This window comes from Enterococcus sp. C57 (assembly GCF_040887305.1).
GTDB lineage: Bacteria > Bacillota > Bacilli > Lactobacillales > Enterococcaceae > Enterococcus_B > Enterococcus_B hirae.
Map to the genome: position 1 here is coordinate 128,488 of NZ_JBFOFP010000008.1, position 18,846 is coordinate 147,333.

Consider the following 18,846-nt stretch of genomic DNA (forward strand, 5'->3'; position numbering starts at 1 on the left):
TCACCCCTCTAAAATGTCATTCAAAAAGACTACCCGATCAATTGTTACAATAATATTAAAAATATTATATTTAGATAACAATAGACATTTTTTGCGGCTTTTAGGCAAAAAAAAACCAAAAATAGAGCATTCTTTTGAAACCATTTCTTCATGCGCTTCTATTTTTGTTTCCTTATTATAAAGCCGAAACGGACAATATTTCGTTTCTGCCTTTACTTCATCAGATAGTTTTTGCAACTTCATATATTACACTCTTTTTTCATAAAAGTCAACACTTCCTGGCGTTTCCCTCCTCTTTTCATCATCTTTTCTTAAACTTTTCTTACTATAATATATCGAATAAACATTCACGGATTTTGAGAATTTTCTGAATGTTCGTCTTGACAATCCCCTTACATCTCCGCTATACTTAGGAAAATTTATTATTTGTGGAGGATTTATTTATGCAAAAACCGAATATACAACTTATCCCGACACAATTGAATAACTTTTACTTTAGCTACTTTAGATAGGTTTGTATTCATGAATTATGGATACAAACACCAAACAACTGGTTTGTATCTATGATGGCTAAAGAACTTTGTATTACGCAAAAGCCACGTAGACATTACGTTAAGTGGCTAAGCGAAAAGTACAAAGTAATCACGATTTCTTACTTACATACTCTTTCGATACTCAATCCATTTAGACGTTTTGTCTAAATGGATTTTTTGTTTTCAAAATTGAAGGAGGAAAAAGAAATGAAAAAAAATTTATTGATCGGATTAGGCGCAACATTATTACTAGCACTTGGTGGATGTGGAACTGCAAATAGTTCCGCAGCAAAATCGGATGACTCGAAAACAATCGGTGTTTTACAACTGGTTCAACACAATTCATTAGATGCTACATATAAAGGGTTCAAAGAAGGGCTAGCAGAAAATGGCTATAAAGAAGGCGACAATTTAACAATCAACTATCAAAATGCGCAAAACAATCAAGACAATCTAAAAAGCATGAGTGAAAAATTAGTGAAAGACCAACCCGACTTATTATTAGGGATTGCAACTCCAGCTGCGCAATCACTCCTTAATGAAACAACTACGATTCCTATTACAGTGACAGCAGTTACCGACTTAGAAAAAGCACACTTAGTTTCTTCTAATGACAAACCTGGTGGAAATGTGACTGGTACAACGGATATGGTACCGATCGAAAAACAAATCGAACTATTATTACAGATCGTGCCAAAAGCAAAAACGATCGGGATCATGTACAACAACGGGGAAGCAAATTCCAAAATCCAAGGAGACTTAGCCGAGAAAACATTGAAAAAAGCCGGAGTGAAAGTCAAAGTATTGACGGCAAACTCCACCAATGATGTTCAACAAGTGACAAAAAGTTTAGCCAAAGATGTCGACGGTATCTACATCCCAACGGATAATACATTCGCCAGTGCTGCTAGCGTTATCGGTGAAGTAGCCAAAGAAACAAAAACACCGATCGTTGCTGGTTCCGTGGATCAAGTCAAAGAAGGTGGCTTAGCGACTGTTGGGATTGATTATGAAGAGTTAGGGCGGCAAACAGGCGAAATGGCTGCTAAGATCTTAGCTGGCAAAAAACCAAGTGAATTACCGGTTGAATCAGCAGATGATCTTTCCTTATATGTCAATAAAGACATGGCCAAAGCCCTTGGGATCGATCCAACAACAATCAAAGAGACTGAATAATTTTACAGGAGGACAATCATGACTAATTTAATAAGTATCTTTTTATCTTCTGCTTCACAAGGCGTGCTTTGGGCATTGCTGGCAATCGGTGTCTTCCTTACTTTTCGTATTCTAGATATCGCTGATTTAACAGCTGAAGGCAGTTTCCCTTTAGGTGCTGGGATTGCTGCTGTCAGTATCACTAATGGACTTTCCCCGATCGTTGCTTGCCTCTTAGGATTTTTGGGAGGCGCAGCAGCTGGCTTAGTTTCAGGATTGCTCCATACCAAACTTAAGATTCCGGCACTTCTAGCTGGAATCATCACGATGACTGGCTTATATTCCGTTACCTCACGGATCATGGGCGCACCTAATCTTTCATTATTAGGACAAAAAACCGTCTTTACATGGGCAGAATCACTCGGTGTTTCAAAGGAAAATGCTGTATTGATTGCTGGCTTACTTGTCGCATTGATCGTTGTCACGTTGCTTGTTTTATTTTTACGGACAGAAACGGGGTTGGCGATTCGAGCGACTGGCGATAATTTAGCAATGAGTGAAGCAAACGGCATCAACACCGATACGATGAAAATCATTGGGTATATGATCTCAAATGGCTGTATTGCTCTATCTGGTTCGTTGCTTGCACAAAACAATGGCTTTGCTGATTTAAACTCTGGGATCGGTACGATCGTGATTGGCTTGGCTTCAATCATCATCGCTGAAGTCCTCTTTCGAAACCAACCATTGCTTCTTCGATTATTGACAATTATTTTAGGCGCCGTGATCTATCGTTTTATCTTAGCGTTAGTTTTTGAGTTGAACGTTCAACCAAGCGATTCAAAATTAGCTTCTGCACTTGTTCTGGTTATCTGTTTATCTTTTCCACAAATCCAACAAAAATTAAAGTTACCTAAGCGTACGAAAGCAAAAGGAGGATCTATCAATGACTGATGTTTTAACACTTCAATCTATCCACCATACGTTTGAAAAAGGAACCATCAATGAAAACCATGTGCTAAAAGGAGTTAATCTCTCGTTGAAACAAGGCGATTTCGTAACAATTATTGGCGGAAATGGTGCAGGTAAATCGACACTATTGAACAGTATTGCTGGTTCTTTTCCAGTGGATCAAGGGAAGATTTTATTGAATGGCAAAGATATCACCAAAAAGTCAGTGGTTGCTCGCTCCAAAGAAATCAGTCGTGTCTTTCAAGACCCTAAATTAGGCACTGCTGTCCGATTGACGGTGGAAGAAAATTTAGCACTAGCAATGAAACGTGGTAAAAAACGTGGCTTTTTCCGAGGAGTCAAGCCGCAAGATCGTTCCTTCTTCAAGGAACATCTCGCACGCTTGAATCTTGGGTTAGAAAATCGTTTGACCACTGAAATCGGCTTGCTTTCTGGAGGACAGCGTCAAGCGATCACTTTATTAATGGCTACTTTACAACGTCCTGAATTGATTTTATTAGACGAACATACTGCAGCCCTCGACCCGGCAACTTCAAAAACGGTGATGGAACTAACGGACAAATTAATTAGCGAACAGCACTTGACGGCTTTCATGGTCACCCATGATATGGAAGATGCCATCCGCTACGGAAATCGATTGATCATGCTACACCAAGGGCAAATCGTCGTGGATATTCAACAGGCAGAAAAACAACATTTGACTGTCCCTCAGCTACTAGAAATGTTCAAACAAAATAGTGGCGCTGCATTGAAAGACGACCAAGTACTTTTAAGTTAGCAATCATCTGTTGTCACTTCCATAACAACTGACAAATTTCTCATTTGTTTTCTGCTTTCTTATTGATACAATACTACATGAAAGGAGTTGCAATGGATGACGACAAAAGACAAAGTACTCCAACTATTAAAAGAATCTCCTGATTTTTTATCAGGTGAAAAAATGGCCCAGCAATTACAAGTGTCACGTACCAGTATTTGGAAAGCAATCAAAGAATTAGAAAAAACAGGTTATCGTTTTGAGCATCAAGCTAAGGGATACCGTTATCTTCCTTCTGATGTGTTAGATGCCCAAGAAATTCGCCAAGCATTAGAACCTTGGATACCAGATTTAACGGTGTCGGTACAAGAACGATCAGAATCTACGATGAAAGATGCTAAGCTTGCGGCAACCAAAGAAATCGGACCCGCTCTTTTTATCGCCGATACCCAAGAACAGGCACACGGCCGATTTGGACGCCCTTTTTTTGCAGCCCCTGGACAAGGCATTTATATGAGCTTATTGATCCATCCCAATCAACGATTTGATGAATTGCCCCAATATACAGTTATTGCAGCAAGTGCATGCGTGAAAGCCATTCAAGAATTGACTAAAAAAGACCCTTCGATCAAATGGGTCAATGATCTTTATTTAAATGGAAAAAAAATTAGCGGGATTTTATCTGAAGCAATCAGTGACATGGAAACTGGCGGGATCAGTTCGATCATTATTGGCATTGGCCTAAATTTTTCCATCCCGCAAAAACAGTTTCCTGAAACCATTCAAAAGAAAGCAACGTCTCTTTTCCCTGATGGTCAGAAATCCATCACACGGAATCAATTGATTAGTCAAATTTGGAAAAATTTCTTTCACTATCTTTCAGAACCCACAGACGAATACTTAACACTTTATCGTGAAAAGTCTTTCGTTCTTGGAAAAAAAGTACAGTTCACCCAGAAAGGGCAGCATTATACTGGGATTGCTAAAGAAATCGGAGAACATGGAGAGTTGATCGTGCAAGTAGAAGACCAATTTCTCACTCTTTTTTCTGGCGAAATTAGTTTAACCTCCATTGAGTAAGTCAAAAAGAAAGGGATGGGCAAAAATGCCCATCCCTTTCTTCATCAATGGTGGTTCCTTTTTTATGTGATCTCGCAGAATACTTCATAGCCCCTTCATTTAGCGAGTTGTAAAATGAAGTTGTTATTCTATGTGCTATTGCTGTTCATAACAAAAATGCTACACAATTTTTAAACCTCTATGTGCTTTTTTATACAACTGCAATATCATTGATCTGATGTATCGAATGCTTCAATCAAAAGCCACAGACAAACTTCCACCTATAAAAGGTCTGTTTTTCTGATGCTATTCTGTCATATAAGTATGACTTCTACTTACTATTTGTCGCTTCCCCAATATATAATGTTTCATTAAACGGATTTCCCCAAAATCTTGTTCAATCAAACATGCTACTTCTTGATCCATACACAACAACACTTTTTCTTTCCCAGCTCTCCTCCTTTTCTCTTTCTGGTTCTATCTTACCTTATTCTTTAAGGTCTGTGTTATTTTGTATGGTATTGCAACATTTTTGATTTTATTATGTACAAAAAGGACTTACAAACACGCTTCTTTGTTTACACGATAAAATTTTAACTGATTAGATGAAAGATATTCTACATTCAGCTTAAATTTTTTGACAACAAGTGTCCTAATTAGAAATTTATCCGCCGTGGTTAACGGTTTTTGACATTCTTTTTCAATATCTTCAAATGAGAAATGATTTTTTTTACTGATCATTCGGGTTAAAATCTTATTTACATCTACTCTGGTTAAATCCGTTGTTAATCGTTTTTTCACTCAACATCTTCCTTTCTAATTGTATTTCTTCACTAGTGAATATAACATATTTTTAGTCTTGGTCCAGAACAATTATTTTCAAAATTAGGAAAGATTGTTTCGCAAAATAGTTGTTTTAATGAATAATACACGTTAAAATTTCTTTTTTTCACTCTTACCTTTTAGATTTGTCATCCAGTTATAAAAAAACCGATTTCCTAAATAGAAAACCGGCTGAATGTTATTTAAAATCTATTCGTCGTTTCCCCCAAAACTACGAATAGTCAGTTAAAGATTGTAACCTATAGTCTGATCCCTCCTTTTATACAGATAACGACTTTCTGTGTATACAAAGTCTCACTTATAAGTACATGCCTAAAGTTAAGTAAATTTCAGACAGCAACAGCAAAGTCCTCTGATTTCACTGGCATCTATTATTAGCATACTTTCTTCTCAATACTCTTTGACAACTATTTTTTCTAAAAATAAAAAAAATTGGTAAAATTAAAGAATAAACTTTAGACCGATCTTCCAAATAAAGAAGTAATACAAATTATTGGAAAAAAGCCAAAAGAAGTAAAGTGATTGAAATAGATCCAATATTTTTCTAAAATAAAAAAGAGACTGAGCCAAAACTTTCCTCAATCTCTTCTGGTATATCTAAAAACGAATAAACGGCGTTCAAGAAGCAACTCCTCAACAATAAGGTTCTCAAGTTCAACCATCACATGCCTACTCTTTTTACTTCTTGATTCTTGAAATAGAATATGCCATTGTAGCGGCTGATTTCCGATATTTTTCTTTAATTTTCCCTATCTAAAATCAACTCAGTAACTGACAAAAGAATCTCACGTGTATCAAAGGCTGTATCAGGGAGCTTACTAATTTCCTTTAAGGCTTTTTTTGTGTAATCTTCCGCTAATTTTTTGGCTTTTGTCACACCATTGACTTCTCTGACAATCTGACGAACACTTTCTGCTTCCTCTTGTGTCAACTCAGTTTTTTTATCCAAGTATGCAATCAATTCTGCTTTTTTATCTGTTTGTAATGCGTAAATCAATGGTAGAGAATACACGCCTTGACGCATATCTTCTAATACTGGTTTACCAATATCAGTCGCATCTTTTGTATAATCAAGGATATCATCAATGATCTGAAATGCCATCCCGACAGCTAAACCGATTGAACCTGCTTTTCGAGCAAACCGTTCATTCATTCCACTTTCATAAGCTCCGACTGAACAACTTAATTGAAAGAGTTCGGCCGTTTTCCCTGAGATGTTTTCTAAATACTCCGGCACAGTTAAATGATAATTGTAACGGTCGTCCATTTGTCCAAGCTCACCATCTAATACTTTTTCCATACTCCGAGAATTAGATTGTAAGCTCTTTAGCGAATTAGAATAATTTGAAAGTAATTTGAAACAGCAAACAAATAAATAGTCTCCTGCATAAACAGCTACCGTATTCCCAAATCGACCACGTAAATTAGGCTGACCACGTCGAACATCTGCCTCATCAACGATATCATCATGGATCAATGTAGCGGTATGAAGCATTTCGATCGAAGCAGCTAGCGCAATCGCCTTTTCACGATCTTGTTCTGGACCAAATTGAGAAAAGAGCAATTGATAGGCAGGTCTTAGCAGTTTACCTCCCGCATGAATCGTCTCTTTGATTGCTTGTTCGACTGGCTTGTTCTTTAAGCGGACAACATCTTCCATCTTTTTCAACGTCTCGTTTAATTCGTTTTTCAAAGTTGGATACTCACTCCACATTGGATGTAGCTTCATAAAAAAACTCCTTGTATAACCATTATTTTTTCAAAAAAAGCGGTTGCCATTTCTCTTTTTGTTCTTTCTCATAGTCTCTTTGAAAAAGTTGTAATGTACGTACATGTTGCAACAAATAATTGGCTGCAATCCCGATCGCAATTCCAGACAGAATACCTAAGAAAGATAGAATCGGCAGATATAACATGACTGTCCATGATTGAGCAATGAACGAAGCCATCACTAGTTGTCCGACATTATGCATAAAGCCACCTGTTGCACTGATTCCAATAATGCTGACTCGCTTAGGACCTAACTGTTTCACTAACAGCATTCCTACATAGCTGAGTAACGCGCCGCTCATACTATAAAGAAAGGTAGAGATCGTCCCACCTAACAAAGTTGTTAAAAATAGGCGAAGCCATAACAATAAAAAACTATCCCGTTTTTTCATCGTAAAAATCGCTACAATGGTAATCAAATTAGCAAGTCCTAACTTTGCTCCAGGAGCAAATGAAAAAGGATATGGGATCATGTTCTCAATTAATCCAATGATGACTCCTTGCGCCACTAGTAAAGATATATAAATCATTTTTTGTAATTTTGTCATGGTGTGGATAGCCTAATAGATCAGACCATCTTTGTCACTCCCATCTGTTGACCGAACCTCGATCACTAATTTATGAGGCAAGCAAACAATCGTTTCGCCATTCTTAGAAGCCCACCCTCGTCTCACACAAATCTGATCGCCACAATCTGCTTCTTTTATGCGTATCTTGTCGCCATCAACTTCGATTAAATTATAATCACCATGTGGATCTTCATAAGTATACGTATATTTTTTACTCCCAGCTACTAATGGGAAGGTTTTGATTTCATCACCATCAACGCGGAGTACAGCTTCTTTATCAGGAGCTACATTGTCTTGTTGATAACTAAATACGATGATGGGTAAAAAAGAAAGAGCAATCAAAAGAACGATAATGAAAATATCCCAAGGTTTAAGCAAACTTTTCTTGATAAATTCTTTCATCTTTTCGCACGCCTCCTCTTGCTGAACTGTTCTCCAATTTTAGCATGAAACAAAAGAAAGTCCTAGGTTTCCCTAGAACTTTCTTCAATCAGCCATTATTCTCAAATTGTTCAGTTTAAGCTCTAGGCTAATTTTTTATTTTGATCCATATCGGGATTTAGGTCTCCCATACCACCAATTGCCTAGTGTTTTTTGTAACCACGGAATCACCCAGCGATCAAGACCAATTGCACGACCTGAACCGTTCATCAATGCAAAAGCAACAAAGATAAACCAGATGTTTACCCAGTAGAACATTCCAGATAGACAGAAAGTAATCACTAAAACAATAGTCGTTGCACTACATAACCAGGTAAATAAACCAGCAATCAAAGCGAGTGCTAAAGCAATTTCAAAGAATACCATGAATTTTTGGAAAAACATTGCTACATCATTATTTGGCATGATCACTTGCATCATTTTTGTGAACCAGTCTGGTGATTTTTCAATCACGGCCATAGGCTGTTCACCATAAGCATAACTTAGACCAAAGTGAGTAGCTTGTGTCGCTGCTTCTCCTGCACCACTGGTTGCTGCACCAGTAGCTGCTGTTGTTGCATCGCCAGCAGCGGAAGCCCCACTTGCTACATCGGTCACATTGTATTCCCAAGTCCAAGGGAACACGCTGTTACCTGTAAACCATGAACCTTCACCAAACCAAGTACCTGGTTTCAACACTTGCCCATCACCAACAATTTTTTTGAAGGCTTCGATAAACCAAACCAGACCATAGAACACTCGTAAAGGCACACTCCATAAGACATTTCCATAACGGGAAGAATGGCCACGTGTCACATTACGATCGTCTTTGATATGGAAGAATTCGTGCATCATGTATTGGAACATATAATAGCCAGAACGAATATCAAAGAAATATTTCAAATTGACGATGTGTTTCATCACAATTGCTAAGAAACCACTTAAATGGATCTTATCAAATAAATTGGCAACGCCCCATTTGGCACCGATCGATACCATGAAACCTTGATAGTTTCCTTTAAACTTATGCTTTTCGCCGCCTTTGATGGCAGCTACGATATTGGCTGCTGCTGTATGACCTGTTTGTTCAGCCGCTTGAACGATTTGTGGCGTTGGTGTTCCAGGAAATTCTTCATAGAAAACCAAGTCTCCGATAATATAGATGTTTTTATCTTCATATCCTTTTGCCTGCATATATTCATTCGCTACCAAACGTTGACCACGAGCGGACTCTAAGCCGAAATCAGCAGCATCAGAAGTTCCCTTGACACCAGCTGTCCAGATCAATGTGTGGGTAGGAATCTGACGACCATCTTTTAACTTGATATGGTCTTTCGCTACTTCCACGATTGGTGCATTCAATAGTAGTTCTACTTGATGTTTCTTTAAATAGCGCTCTGCTTTGGCTGCATCATTACGATCCAGCATATTTAAAATCGTCGGCATTGCTTCTACAACCATCAGTGTAATTTCACTTGGGTCTAATTTGTAGTCTTTTGCCAAACGGTTTTTCCAATCAATCAATTCACCAATCATTTCGATTCCGGTGAATCCTGAACCACAGACCACAAACGTCAGCATTGCTTTACGTAACGCATCGTTAGGTTCTAAAGCTGCTTTTGCCACGGTACGTTCAATGTGTTCACGTATTTTAACTGAATCTTCAAATGACCATAAGGTAAAGCCGTTTTCTTTTACTCCAGGAGTCCCAAAGTCATTTGGTTCTCCCCCCATTCCCAAGATCAACTGATCGAATGGGTAAGTGCCTAATTTTGTTTTCACAACTTTTTGTTCTTTATCGATACCAGTGACCGTATCTGTCACTAATTGAACATTTTTTTGTCGAGCAAACAAGTGCTGTAGATCATATTGGATTGCTTCTGGTTCAACCCGTCCACCTGCAACTTCGTGTAATTCTGTCATCATCGTGTGGTACGAATGACGATCAATCAAAGTGATTGTCACATCTTCTTTTTTAAGTTTTTTTGCCAAGTATTTTGTTGCTGATACCCCGGCATAACCTGCACCCACAACGACAATATTTTGCTTTGTCATTGTTCATCCGCTCCTTATTGGTAATCCTTTATTTGAAATGATTAACATTTGTATTAGTTTGCTACCTATTACACAATCTTTATACATTATATAGATGTTATTCCCTTTTGTCTAACTCATTTTCATTATTTTTAAAAATTTGTGGTTAAGCTCTTTTTCACGAAATTTACAGAAAGAAAACGGTTTAAAGATTACACTAGTTATTTGACGAAAACGGTTGACTTATGGCTGATTTTCATTAGAATGTATAATGAATCACAAAGAATATTGTGTACTAAAAAAGGAAACGGTGGGAGTAAAATGAAGAAAAAACGTTTTATTACTGGATTTGCTGTATTAGCTTTTTCAGCTTTAATGTTAGGTGCTTGTGGTGCGGATGATAACGGAAGCTCTAACAGCTCAACAGAAGCTTCAACTGCTAAGACATCAGAAACAAAAACAACTGAAAGCTCAGCGCAAATCGTTGCTGGCGGCGAGTTACAAGATGGTACTTATAAATTAGAAGAAAAAAATTACTCTAACGGTTATCGTGCAGTCTTCGAAATGGTTGTCAAAGATGGCAAAATCACTGAATCTAAATATGACAACATCAACGAAAATGGCGAGTCTAAAACCAAAGATACAGAATACAACAAAAACATGGAAGCAAAAGCTGGTACTAGCCCAGAAAAATTCATTCCACAATTGAATGAACAATTAGTCGAAGCACAAAGCGCAAGTGGAGTTGAAGTTGTTACTGGTGCAACTCATTCTTCAGAAAGTTTCCAAAACTATGCACAACAATTGATCCAAGCTGCTCAAGCTGGTAATACTGATACAATTGAAATCAATAACGGTGCAGATCTTCAAGATGGCACATACAAATTAGAAGAGAAAAACTATTCTAATGGTTACCGTGTCCAATTTGAAATGACAGTCGCTGATGGTAAAGTATCTGAATCTAAATTTGACTATGTCGACAAAGACGGCAACTCAAAACAAGACGATGCAGACTACAACAAAAATATGAAAGCAAAAAGTGGTACTTCTCCAGAGACATACATCCCTGAATTAAACGATGAACTTGTCAAAGCGATGGGCGAAGAAGATGGTTCACCTGCAGATGTTGAAGTTGTCACTGGTGCGACTCACAGCTCACATTCATTTGTAATGTATGCACAACAATTAGTGAATGCTGCTGAAAAAGGCGACACTCAAACAATTCAAGTTGACAATATCGTAACAAAATAAATTTTCTATAATTATCCGTGGAAGAGACGATTGCACAAGTTGTTTCTTTGAGATCCAAGCCGAGATGTCCAAAATTTTTCTTTGAAAAATTTTTGTGATGTTTCGGCTTATTTCTCAAAGTACACTTTTTGATTTCTCAGCAACCGTCCCTTCCACTAATGAAATGAGGAAACACATGTTAAAGAAACGATTACTCTCTTTCGTAGCCTTTTTAAGTTTGTTCACGTTAGCAGCTTGCAGCACAGCGACGAAACAAACGACCTCTGAGAGCAAAACGACCACCAAAATTTTACAAGAACCTTATTCTGATGAACAGTTCTTATTAGGGACTTATGTTCGGATTCGAATCTATGATGAAGGCAAAGAAGCAGCATTAAAGCCTGCCTTTGCTCGGGTCAAAGAACTAGGTGATAAAATCACGATCAATCAGGAGGGTTCCGAAATCGACGCAGTGAACCAACAAGCGGGTATCAAGCCAGTAAAGGTTTCTGATGATATCTACACGTTACTAAAACGTGCTTATGAATATAGTCAAGATTCACAAGGTGGTTTTGACATGGCAATCGGTGCTATTACTCAATTATGGCGTATTGGGTTTGACGATGCGAGAAAACCGGCCCAAGAAGAAATCGATCAAGCATTAAAGCTGGTTGATTACCATAAAATTGAGCTGAACGATAAAGACAAAACTGTTTATCTGAAAGAAAAAGGAATGATCATCGACCTTGGAGCCATTGCTAAAGGCTATATCACAGATGAAGTTGTCAAAGTGTTAAAACAGCAAGGTGTAACGACTGCTATCGTTGACTTAGGTGGAAATGTCTATGTTTTAGGTCATAGCCCACGTGGTGAAGATCAAGACTGGACAGTTGGTATCCAAGATCCGAATCTAGCACGTGGTTCTGTTTTAGGGACGATCAAAGAACGGAACAAAACATTAGTGACTTCTGGCATCTATGAGCGTTATTTAGAAGTAGATGGTAAAAAATATCATCATCTATTTGATCCAGATACTGGTTATCCTTTTGACAATGATATTGCTAGTGTAACAATCATCACAGATAAATCAATTGATGGTGATGGCTTGTCGACAGCTGTCTTCTCAATGGGTGTGAAAAAAGGATTGGAATACGTCGAAAGTGAACTGAATGATGGAACGGAAGCCATTTTTGTTACCAAAGAAAACAAAGTATACGTGACCGATCCGATCAAAGATACTTTCGTTTTGGACAAAGATTCTAAATATACGATGGGCGATCGTTCTGAATTGAAATAAGGAGTATGAACTATGACACTAAAGATCTTTTTAGAAGTAGTAGAACTACGAACAAAGGTGGCTAGTGTATTTCCTTTTGCGATAGGGGTTTTATTCTCTATCGCTTTTTTTCATGAAATACATTGGCTTAATACAGGGTTGTTTTTTATTGGTATGTTGGTTTTTGATTTAGCAACTACCGCAATCAACAACTATATGGACTACCAAAAAGCCCATTCGAAAACTTATAAATACCAAGAAAACGTAATTGGACGAACTGGCATCTCACCAAAACTGATCCAAAAAATGATCCTAGGAATGATTTTCTTTGTCTTACTGATTGGTGTAATCCTAACCGCTAGAACTGGGATTTTATTATTATTGATGGGCGCTACTTGTTGCTTCATTGGCATTTTTTATACCTTTGGGCCCATTCCCTTATCACGAATGCCTTTAGGGGAAATTTTCAGCGGTGTAACAATGGGGTTGGGAATTTTTGCCATGGTCATTTACATCAATACTTACAGTACGAAAGTATTTGATCTGATTCTTTCTTTTCAGACAGGAACCTTCCGTTTAGAAGGAAACATTTGGAGTATCCTGACGATCATCCTAGCTTCACTCCCCTTGATTTTTACGATTGCCAATATCATGTTAGCTAATAACCTACGGGACTTAGAAAGAGATATCGAAAATCATCGCTATACTTTAGTTTTTTATATTGGGCGTCCCATTGGACAATTGTTGTTCCAGTTATTGATGTATGCTTGTTATCTGGTCGTCTTGATTGGACTATTGAGCCATGTCTACCAGTGGCCAATCTTGTTGACTTTTCTCACATTACCAACGATTTATCGTAACTTGCAACAATTCAAACAATCCTTGCCTCACCCCATCAGTTTTAGCTATGCCATCAAAAATATGATCTTGTTCAACAGTAGTTATGCATTGGGCTTACTTTGCAGTATTCTGTTGTCTTATGTTTAGAGATCCATTGATTTTTCAAATAAAAATAAAACCCATGAAGTCAATGAAAAGCTGTGACTTCATGGGTTAATTTTAAGTTATCTTAGAATGCTAATCTTTTACCTTACAGGCGCTTGCAAAAGCTGTCCCTGTAAACCTTTCGTTAGTGTATTGCCGCCGTTTATTCGTTGGTTTTCTGCAGTTAGTCTTGCAGCCTTTGGTATTGCACGTTTCGTAACATCAGCAAACGTACTTAGTTCTCCTTTACGAGACATGGTATTACCGACGTCAAGTGCGTTCACTCTCTTTTTAGCATTTTGAGCCTGTATCTTTGCATCTATTAAATTAGTTTTATATTTTACTCTTGCAACTGGATCAATCGAACTCTTGAATTTGATATGACTATTGACTTGATTTTCAATTGCCTTAGTATCATCTTTAGCCATGAGGTCTTCTAATGCTAACTTATTAAATGTTTTTAGTGGTCGTTGGAGCAATTCTCTTTGCCTAGCTTCTGGCGTAATACCTCTCACTTTATCAATTATTCGCCCAAGCCAGCCTCTTTTTTTCGGACCGTTTAATTTAAGTAATGGTGAGTTTTGTTTTTCCAGTGCCTTTACTACCTCTGGATTCCCTGCACATAGTTGCGTAACGAAAGCTCTCTGATTAGTTGTATCTTTTAGAGTGGCTTGATAAACTTTTCTTGCATTTGGATCAATCGAACCCAAGAATCTGTTCTCACTTAGGACTTTATCGCGAATGACCTCATGATCATTCATGAGTGGTTTTAATAGGTTCTTATCAAATTTATGAAGTGGTTGTTGGAGTAGTTTATTCTTCCTATCTTCTGGGGTGATCCCTCTCCATTTATCAATCGTTCGTCCAATCAAACCTCTCTTTTCCGGTTCGATTAATTTAGCTAGTTTAGGATCTGCTTTTATTATTTTTTCTATTTCACTACCGTTTTTTCCTTCACATAGTTGAGTAAGAAAAGCTCGTTGTTGATTCTCTTTCCGTTTATTCCATAATTTTTTCCCAGCTCGCCCTACGCGTATTAGCGTTCTTCCAATAAAAAGTGTCGCAGTAACAGCCCATCCTGGCATCTTTTTAAAGAGTCTTTCGGTATAATCTAGCTCTCTTTCCGTTCCCGGTTCCATCATATATTTTCACCTCCTTCTTATTTTTCATCTGAATCAGACATTCTTTTTCGTTGCTTCTTCACGTGTGGTCCCATCTTGAGTGGGAGATACCGCTTCGTATTCTTTCTCGTATATCGTAATCCAATTAAATGAACCAGGGTCGCCTCTTAGGGCATATTTCGAGCCTTTTTCTCCAATAGAGAAAGAAACTTCTTCTTTTCTACCGTTATCGTCGATTTTCGTGATGACAAATACTGCACCGTCTTGATCTGGGTTGACGGTGACAACACGATAATCATAAGTGAGCTCATTGACCGTTTTGTCTTCTTCGATTTTTTTCTGGATTAACTTACCGTCTTTAAATTCTAATGTAAATGTTCGATCGGTATTCGTATTTTCCCATGCGCCTTGTTGTAAGACGTCTAACCAAGCTTGTGAAATCACTTGTTGTGCTGCTTCTGCTTGTTCGGTGATTTCTTCTTCCATTTTGACTTTAACTTCTTCATTTGGATAGAAGTAGATTTCTTCTTTATCTTCTTTTAAATAAAAGATTGTACTTCCCATACGTGATTGTAATTTGAGTTTTTTCATGGTTCCTTCTTTGTCTTCTAGCACTAAATACCCGTTATCGACTAAGTAATATTTACCAGCTGCTAGCCAAGAAGAAGCACGATAGGTCCCGTCGGTTTTTAATTCTAGTACCATTTCGTCACTTCGATTGGAGTACCATTTACCACTATAAGTAGTGGCACTGTATTCTCCTAGTCGTTCCTTACTTTCCGCTGTTTCTTCTGTCTGACCTTTTTTGTTCGTCTCTTCCTGATTGGCTGTGTTTGAGAACAATGAATAGCTTGTCAAACCCAAGACCACAACGAAAAAAACTGTTACCCCTATTAAAAAATTTCTGCCTGTTTTGGTTTCTAAAAAATTTTTGATCATATTTTTTCCTAAAAATAAAGATTTTCGTTATTTTTAGGAATTACTCACCACCTTTACTTTTCACGAATTGACTGATGAATCATTAACTAGCTAGTCGAAAGATTAAGGCACCCCATATCCAGAGATTGCTGAATGATCGAGTGTATAGGTTCTTCTTCGAACCATATTTTCTGAATTACCTTCAATTACTTGAATCGTATTTCCACCTGTAAATTCGACGATCCCCACTTGGTCTTTCCCCGTTTTATTACCTTTCCAATCAAAGAAAATCAAATCCCCTGGTTGCGGGATATAGCCTATATCAGTGGCTTTGAATTTATTATTCTTTTTGTACCAATTGAACATATCTAACGGTCTTACAGTATTCGGTACACGACCTTGACTGAGATATCCTGCTTGTTCTGCTACCCAAGTAACAAAGATCGCAGACCATTCCATTCGGCTCTCATAGCCAGCCCACTCCCAATATTTATTGCCATTTAACGTACCGATTTCTTTAGTTGCCACCTCTACCAACTTGCCAGTAGAGTTTGAGAGGTTGTAAGAAATTAAGCGTGCATAGAACATATCACCAAATGCGTAACGCCAGTTATAGCCAAGATCTAAAGCCACGCCCTTATTATAAGAAACAACTTCCCCATTACTTCTTTCTTGCGCATAAGCTTTGCTATGCTCAAATGTATATTTACTATCTGTACGGATCAACTCGTCCAAATAGTCTTCCCCATAATTGTAAGCTTGGATCGCTGCTAAGTTACCTAATTGATACATTTGTGCTTTTCTTATTAAATTTGCAAAATAAGCTACACCTAATTCAATTGACTTTTCTGGGTTGATCGTTTGATTCAAATTTTGTGCTTTAGCAATTCCCATAATATCCGGAACGGTTTCACCATCCCCACCACTTTCTACCCAGATTATGGATAGTATGACATTGGTAAATGATTCAATGTTCTGTTTTTTTGCTTCTGTTACTACTTTTTCTCGCCATTGAACCACTTTTTCAGGTGGATAAATAAGCTCACCTTGCGATTGTTCTCGATCATACTGACTTAATTTCGTACGATTTCCATAAACCAAATTTTCAATAAAAATTGTCGGATTGATTTCTGGATTGCGGTAGAGGAAAATTCGTTTTTCTTTCATGATCATCAATAAATTACCGTCAAATTTGTCACTTGTGTAACCAATCAAATCTCCGCTTTCTAAAGAAGCTCCTTCACGTATGATCGGCGTCACATTAATATAATAAGCTTGGTATTTTCCTGTTTCCGTTTTGATACTTGTTGTCGTTTGCTTTTTCCCATTGAGATCTCGAGCCGTACGTGTACTGATCTCTGTTACCTTCTCGTTTGTTGTAGCATAGACAGGTGTTTGTGGTTTCGCATCAATGATTATTTCATCATTCATATTGGCATCGTCCCGACCGCGATAACCATAATTACCGATAACAGAAGCATACGAAACTTTCCCTAAAGGATTATCCATAAAAATCTTATCCTGAAAACGATCGATTTCTAACACAGGATAATATTTATCGATTTCATCTTGTGAGAATGCTGAGATCGTTCCTATCACTTTATTGTTTGAATAGAGTTCGATTTGAGGATCTAAATCAAGAAATTCAGCAATCGTTTGTACTTTGACATTCAGCGTGACGCTGTCTTTGTCTTTTTCTTCTTTGTCTTCTTCTTCTTTGTCTTTGTCTTTAACTTTTTCTTCTGTATCTTTATCTTCTTCAAATTCGACTTTGTATGTAAAAGTGCCATCATGGATTGCGCGAAGTTCATCTTCTACTTTTGCAATCTTAACTGGCTCTTCCTCCATTGGTGAATACTTATCTTTAAACTGGGCATAAAAAGACATATATAATGGAGGACTCATGGATGTTTGGTCTTTTAGTCGTTTCAGATAATTAGGAAGCGCACTATTTTTAATATTATAATTTTCATATTTGGCATTTAAGTAATAGATATAGTTATCCCCATTTGAAGCAAACGAAAATTGTTCCGGATCGGCAACCATTCCATTCACTTCAAAATAAACTTCATCATGTTCTTCAACTAATTGATTGTAACGATTATAAACATCTCTATTTTTAGAGGCATCCAAATAGGAAATATACTCAAATGCTTCAGCGATCGCCATATCTTCTGTTTTCAATGTGAACAAGGCGACAATAAAAGTCCAAATCGCTAAAACGACCGAGATTACCACGAGAATGATCGCCAGTATAACGATAACTATCGCGATGATCAATAGCGCCTTGATTGTAATCACTAAAAAAATCAGCGTAATGAGGATCCCGATAATCGTTAAATCTCCCTTTTCATCTCGCCCACCAAGCATTTTCATAGCCGCTTCTTTTGCTTGCCCTTTTGGTGACAGCTTTTGAGCCATATCTAAAAATTTTGACGCTGATTTTTTTTTACCTAGAAATTTCTTGAAGAACCCACCCTTTTTGCCGACGCCTTTTGTAGGATTTACATAGACAACTTTCGTCTTTTTACCCTTACCAAAAATATTGTACCATTTTTTTTTGGTGGATTTCACTGAATCTTGAGGTGCAAATCCTTTTTGATCTTTGTAAGCAGTGTAGCTGTAAGGGGTACTATACTTAGAAGAACGAGCAACCAAATTGCCTTTTTTTGTTTCTTCTGCTACTTTTTTTAACTGTTCTTTTTTTAGCCGTTTCTTTTGCACATTCACTTTTGGTTGATCTGTCGACTGTTTTGTTCCCTGGATGTTATTCTGACTTTTTGAATCAGATCGTAATTCCTGTCGCACTTTTTTTTGATCATTTTTGCGTTTTAGGCCTAAAACTTTACGGAACCTATTTTTAGCTAATACGACGGTTTTATTACCAAATTCTTCAACGTCTCGTTTTATTTTTGAAATTTGTTTCTTAGTCAGTTTAATCTTTTGTTTCCCTTGTTTAATGACTCTTTTTAAACGAGATTTTTTTTTAATGATTGGTAATTTATCATTTCTATGGACAATTATCGTTACTTTAATTGTCTGATTGTTTTTAAGGATCGCTTTTGTTAGTTCTGAACTTTTTTTTTGGTCTTTAATGAGACCTTTGGTTTTTTCTAATCCTGTGCTGATAATACTATTTTGTGATTCCTGCTGTTCGTTATTGGGTTCATTCAAATCGGGCACTGTGACGTATCCTTTCTGATTC

The 18,846-nt window shown here is 37.4% G+C and carries 16 protein-coding genes; 7 read left to right on the forward strand and 9 right to left on the reverse strand.

Going from position 1 to position 18,846, the window contains the following annotated elements; genetic code table 11:
• Positions 1–243, reverse strand: a complete 243-nt coding sequence (locus AB5M32_RS10730; protein WP_010720685.1) for a hypothetical protein — start codon at positions 241–243, stop codon at positions 1–3.
• A 497-nt stretch (positions 244–740) separates the two neighbouring features.
• Here AB5M32_RS10730 and AB5M32_RS10735 point away from each other — a divergent pair, with 497 nt between their 5' ends.
• From AB5M32_RS10735 to birA, 4 genes are all read left to right on the forward strand, one after another.
• Entirely contained in the window at positions 741–1,709 is a 969-nt protein-coding gene (locus tag AB5M32_RS10735) for an ABC transporter substrate-binding protein (protein WP_178287017.1), read from the forward strand.
• Between the two features lie 18 nt (positions 1,710–1,727).
• Complete coding sequence (locus tag AB5M32_RS10740) at positions 1,728–2,642, forward strand: ABC transporter permease (RefSeq protein WP_010720687.1); 915 nt, start codon at positions 1,728–1,730, stop codon at positions 2,640–2,642.
• Complete coding sequence (locus tag AB5M32_RS10745) at positions 2,635–3,438, forward strand: ABC transporter ATP-binding protein (protein ID WP_010720688.1); 804 nt, start codon at positions 2,635–2,637, stop codon at positions 3,436–3,438. The genes AB5M32_RS10740 and AB5M32_RS10745 overlap by 8 nt, the downstream gene beginning before the upstream one ends.
• A 96-nt stretch (positions 3,439–3,534) precedes the next feature.
• Positions 3,535–4,497: a bifunctional biotin--[acetyl-CoA-carboxylase] ligase/biotin operon repressor BirA gene (gene birA / locus AB5M32_RS10750; RefSeq protein ID WP_178287015.1), complete on the forward strand. Its 963-nt coding sequence runs from the start codon at positions 3,535–3,537 to the stop codon at positions 4,495–4,497.
• Positions 4,498–5,034: 537 nt separating this feature from the next.
• Here the strand turns inward: birA and AB5M32_RS10755 are convergent.
• The 5 genes from AB5M32_RS10755 to AB5M32_RS10775 form a co-directional block, all read right to left on the reverse strand.
• Entirely contained in the window at positions 5,035–5,277 is a 243-nt protein-coding gene (locus AB5M32_RS10755) for a hypothetical protein (protein ID WP_010737226.1), read from the reverse strand.
• A 781-nt stretch (positions 5,278–6,058) separates the two neighbouring features.
• Positions 6,059–7,048, reverse strand: a complete 990-nt coding sequence (locus AB5M32_RS10760) for a polyprenyl synthetase family protein (RefSeq protein ID WP_178287013.1) — start codon at positions 7,046–7,048, stop codon at positions 6,059–6,061.
• Between the two features lie 22 nt (positions 7,049–7,070).
• Entirely contained in the window at positions 7,071–7,637 is a 567-nt protein-coding gene (locus AB5M32_RS10765; RefSeq protein WP_010720692.1) for a Gx transporter family protein, read from the reverse strand.
• 12 nt (positions 7,638–7,649) lie between these two features.
• Positions 7,650–8,060: a NusG domain II-containing protein gene (locus AB5M32_RS10770; RefSeq protein ID WP_010737224.1), complete on the reverse strand. Its 411-nt coding sequence runs from the start codon at positions 8,058–8,060 to the stop codon at positions 7,650–7,652.
• 135 nt (positions 8,061–8,195) lie between these two features.
• Complete coding sequence (locus tag AB5M32_RS10775) at positions 8,196–10,133, reverse strand: NAD(P)/FAD-dependent oxidoreductase (RefSeq protein WP_034700146.1); 1,938 nt, start codon at positions 10,131–10,133, stop codon at positions 8,196–8,198.
• Positions 10,134–10,433: 300 nt separating this feature from the next.
• Between AB5M32_RS10775 and pplA the strand changes: the two genes are divergently transcribed.
• The 3 genes from pplA to menA all read left to right on the forward strand — a co-directional run bounded on the left by pplA (position 10,434) and on the right by menA (position 13,605).
• Entirely contained in the window at positions 10,434–11,363 is a 930-nt protein-coding gene (pplA, locus tag AB5M32_RS10780; protein ID WP_010720695.1) for an extracellular electron transfer flavoprotein PplA, read from the forward strand.
• Positions 11,364–11,538: 175 nt separating this feature from the next.
• Entirely contained in the window at positions 11,539–12,639 is a 1,101-nt protein-coding gene (locus tag AB5M32_RS10785; protein ID WP_010720696.1) for an FAD:protein FMN transferase, read from the forward strand.
• 12 nt (positions 12,640–12,651) lie between these two features.
• Positions 12,652–13,605 carry a 1,4-dihydroxy-2-naphthoate polyprenyltransferase gene (menA, locus tag AB5M32_RS10790; RefSeq protein WP_010720697.1) on the forward strand — a complete coding sequence of 318 codons (954 nt, stop codon included), beginning with the start codon at positions 12,652–12,654 and terminating at the stop codon, positions 13,603–13,605.
• Between the two features lie 98 nt (positions 13,606–13,703).
• Here the strand turns inward: menA and AB5M32_RS10795 are convergent, their stop codons facing one another.
• From AB5M32_RS10795 to AB5M32_RS10805, 3 genes are all read right to left on the reverse strand, one after another.
• Positions 13,704–14,744 carry a hypothetical protein gene (locus AB5M32_RS10795; RefSeq protein ID WP_256736260.1) on the reverse strand — a complete coding sequence of 347 codons (1,041 nt, stop codon included), beginning with the start codon at positions 14,742–14,744 and terminating at the stop codon, positions 13,704–13,706.
• Between the two features lie 33 nt (positions 14,745–14,777).
• Positions 14,778–15,662 (reverse strand): hypothetical protein, encoded by an 885-nt coding sequence (locus tag AB5M32_RS10800; protein ID WP_063627673.1) that lies wholly within the window; start codon positions 15,660–15,662, stop codon positions 14,778–14,780.
• 102 nt (positions 15,663–15,764) lie between these two features.
• The gene (locus tag AB5M32_RS10805; protein WP_231105522.1) at positions 15,765–18,824 is read right to left on the reverse strand and encodes a lysozyme family protein; all 3,060 of its coding nucleotides are present in this window, start codon (positions 18,822–18,824) and stop codon (positions 15,765–15,767) included.
• Positions 18,825–18,846: the final 22 nt, after the last annotated feature.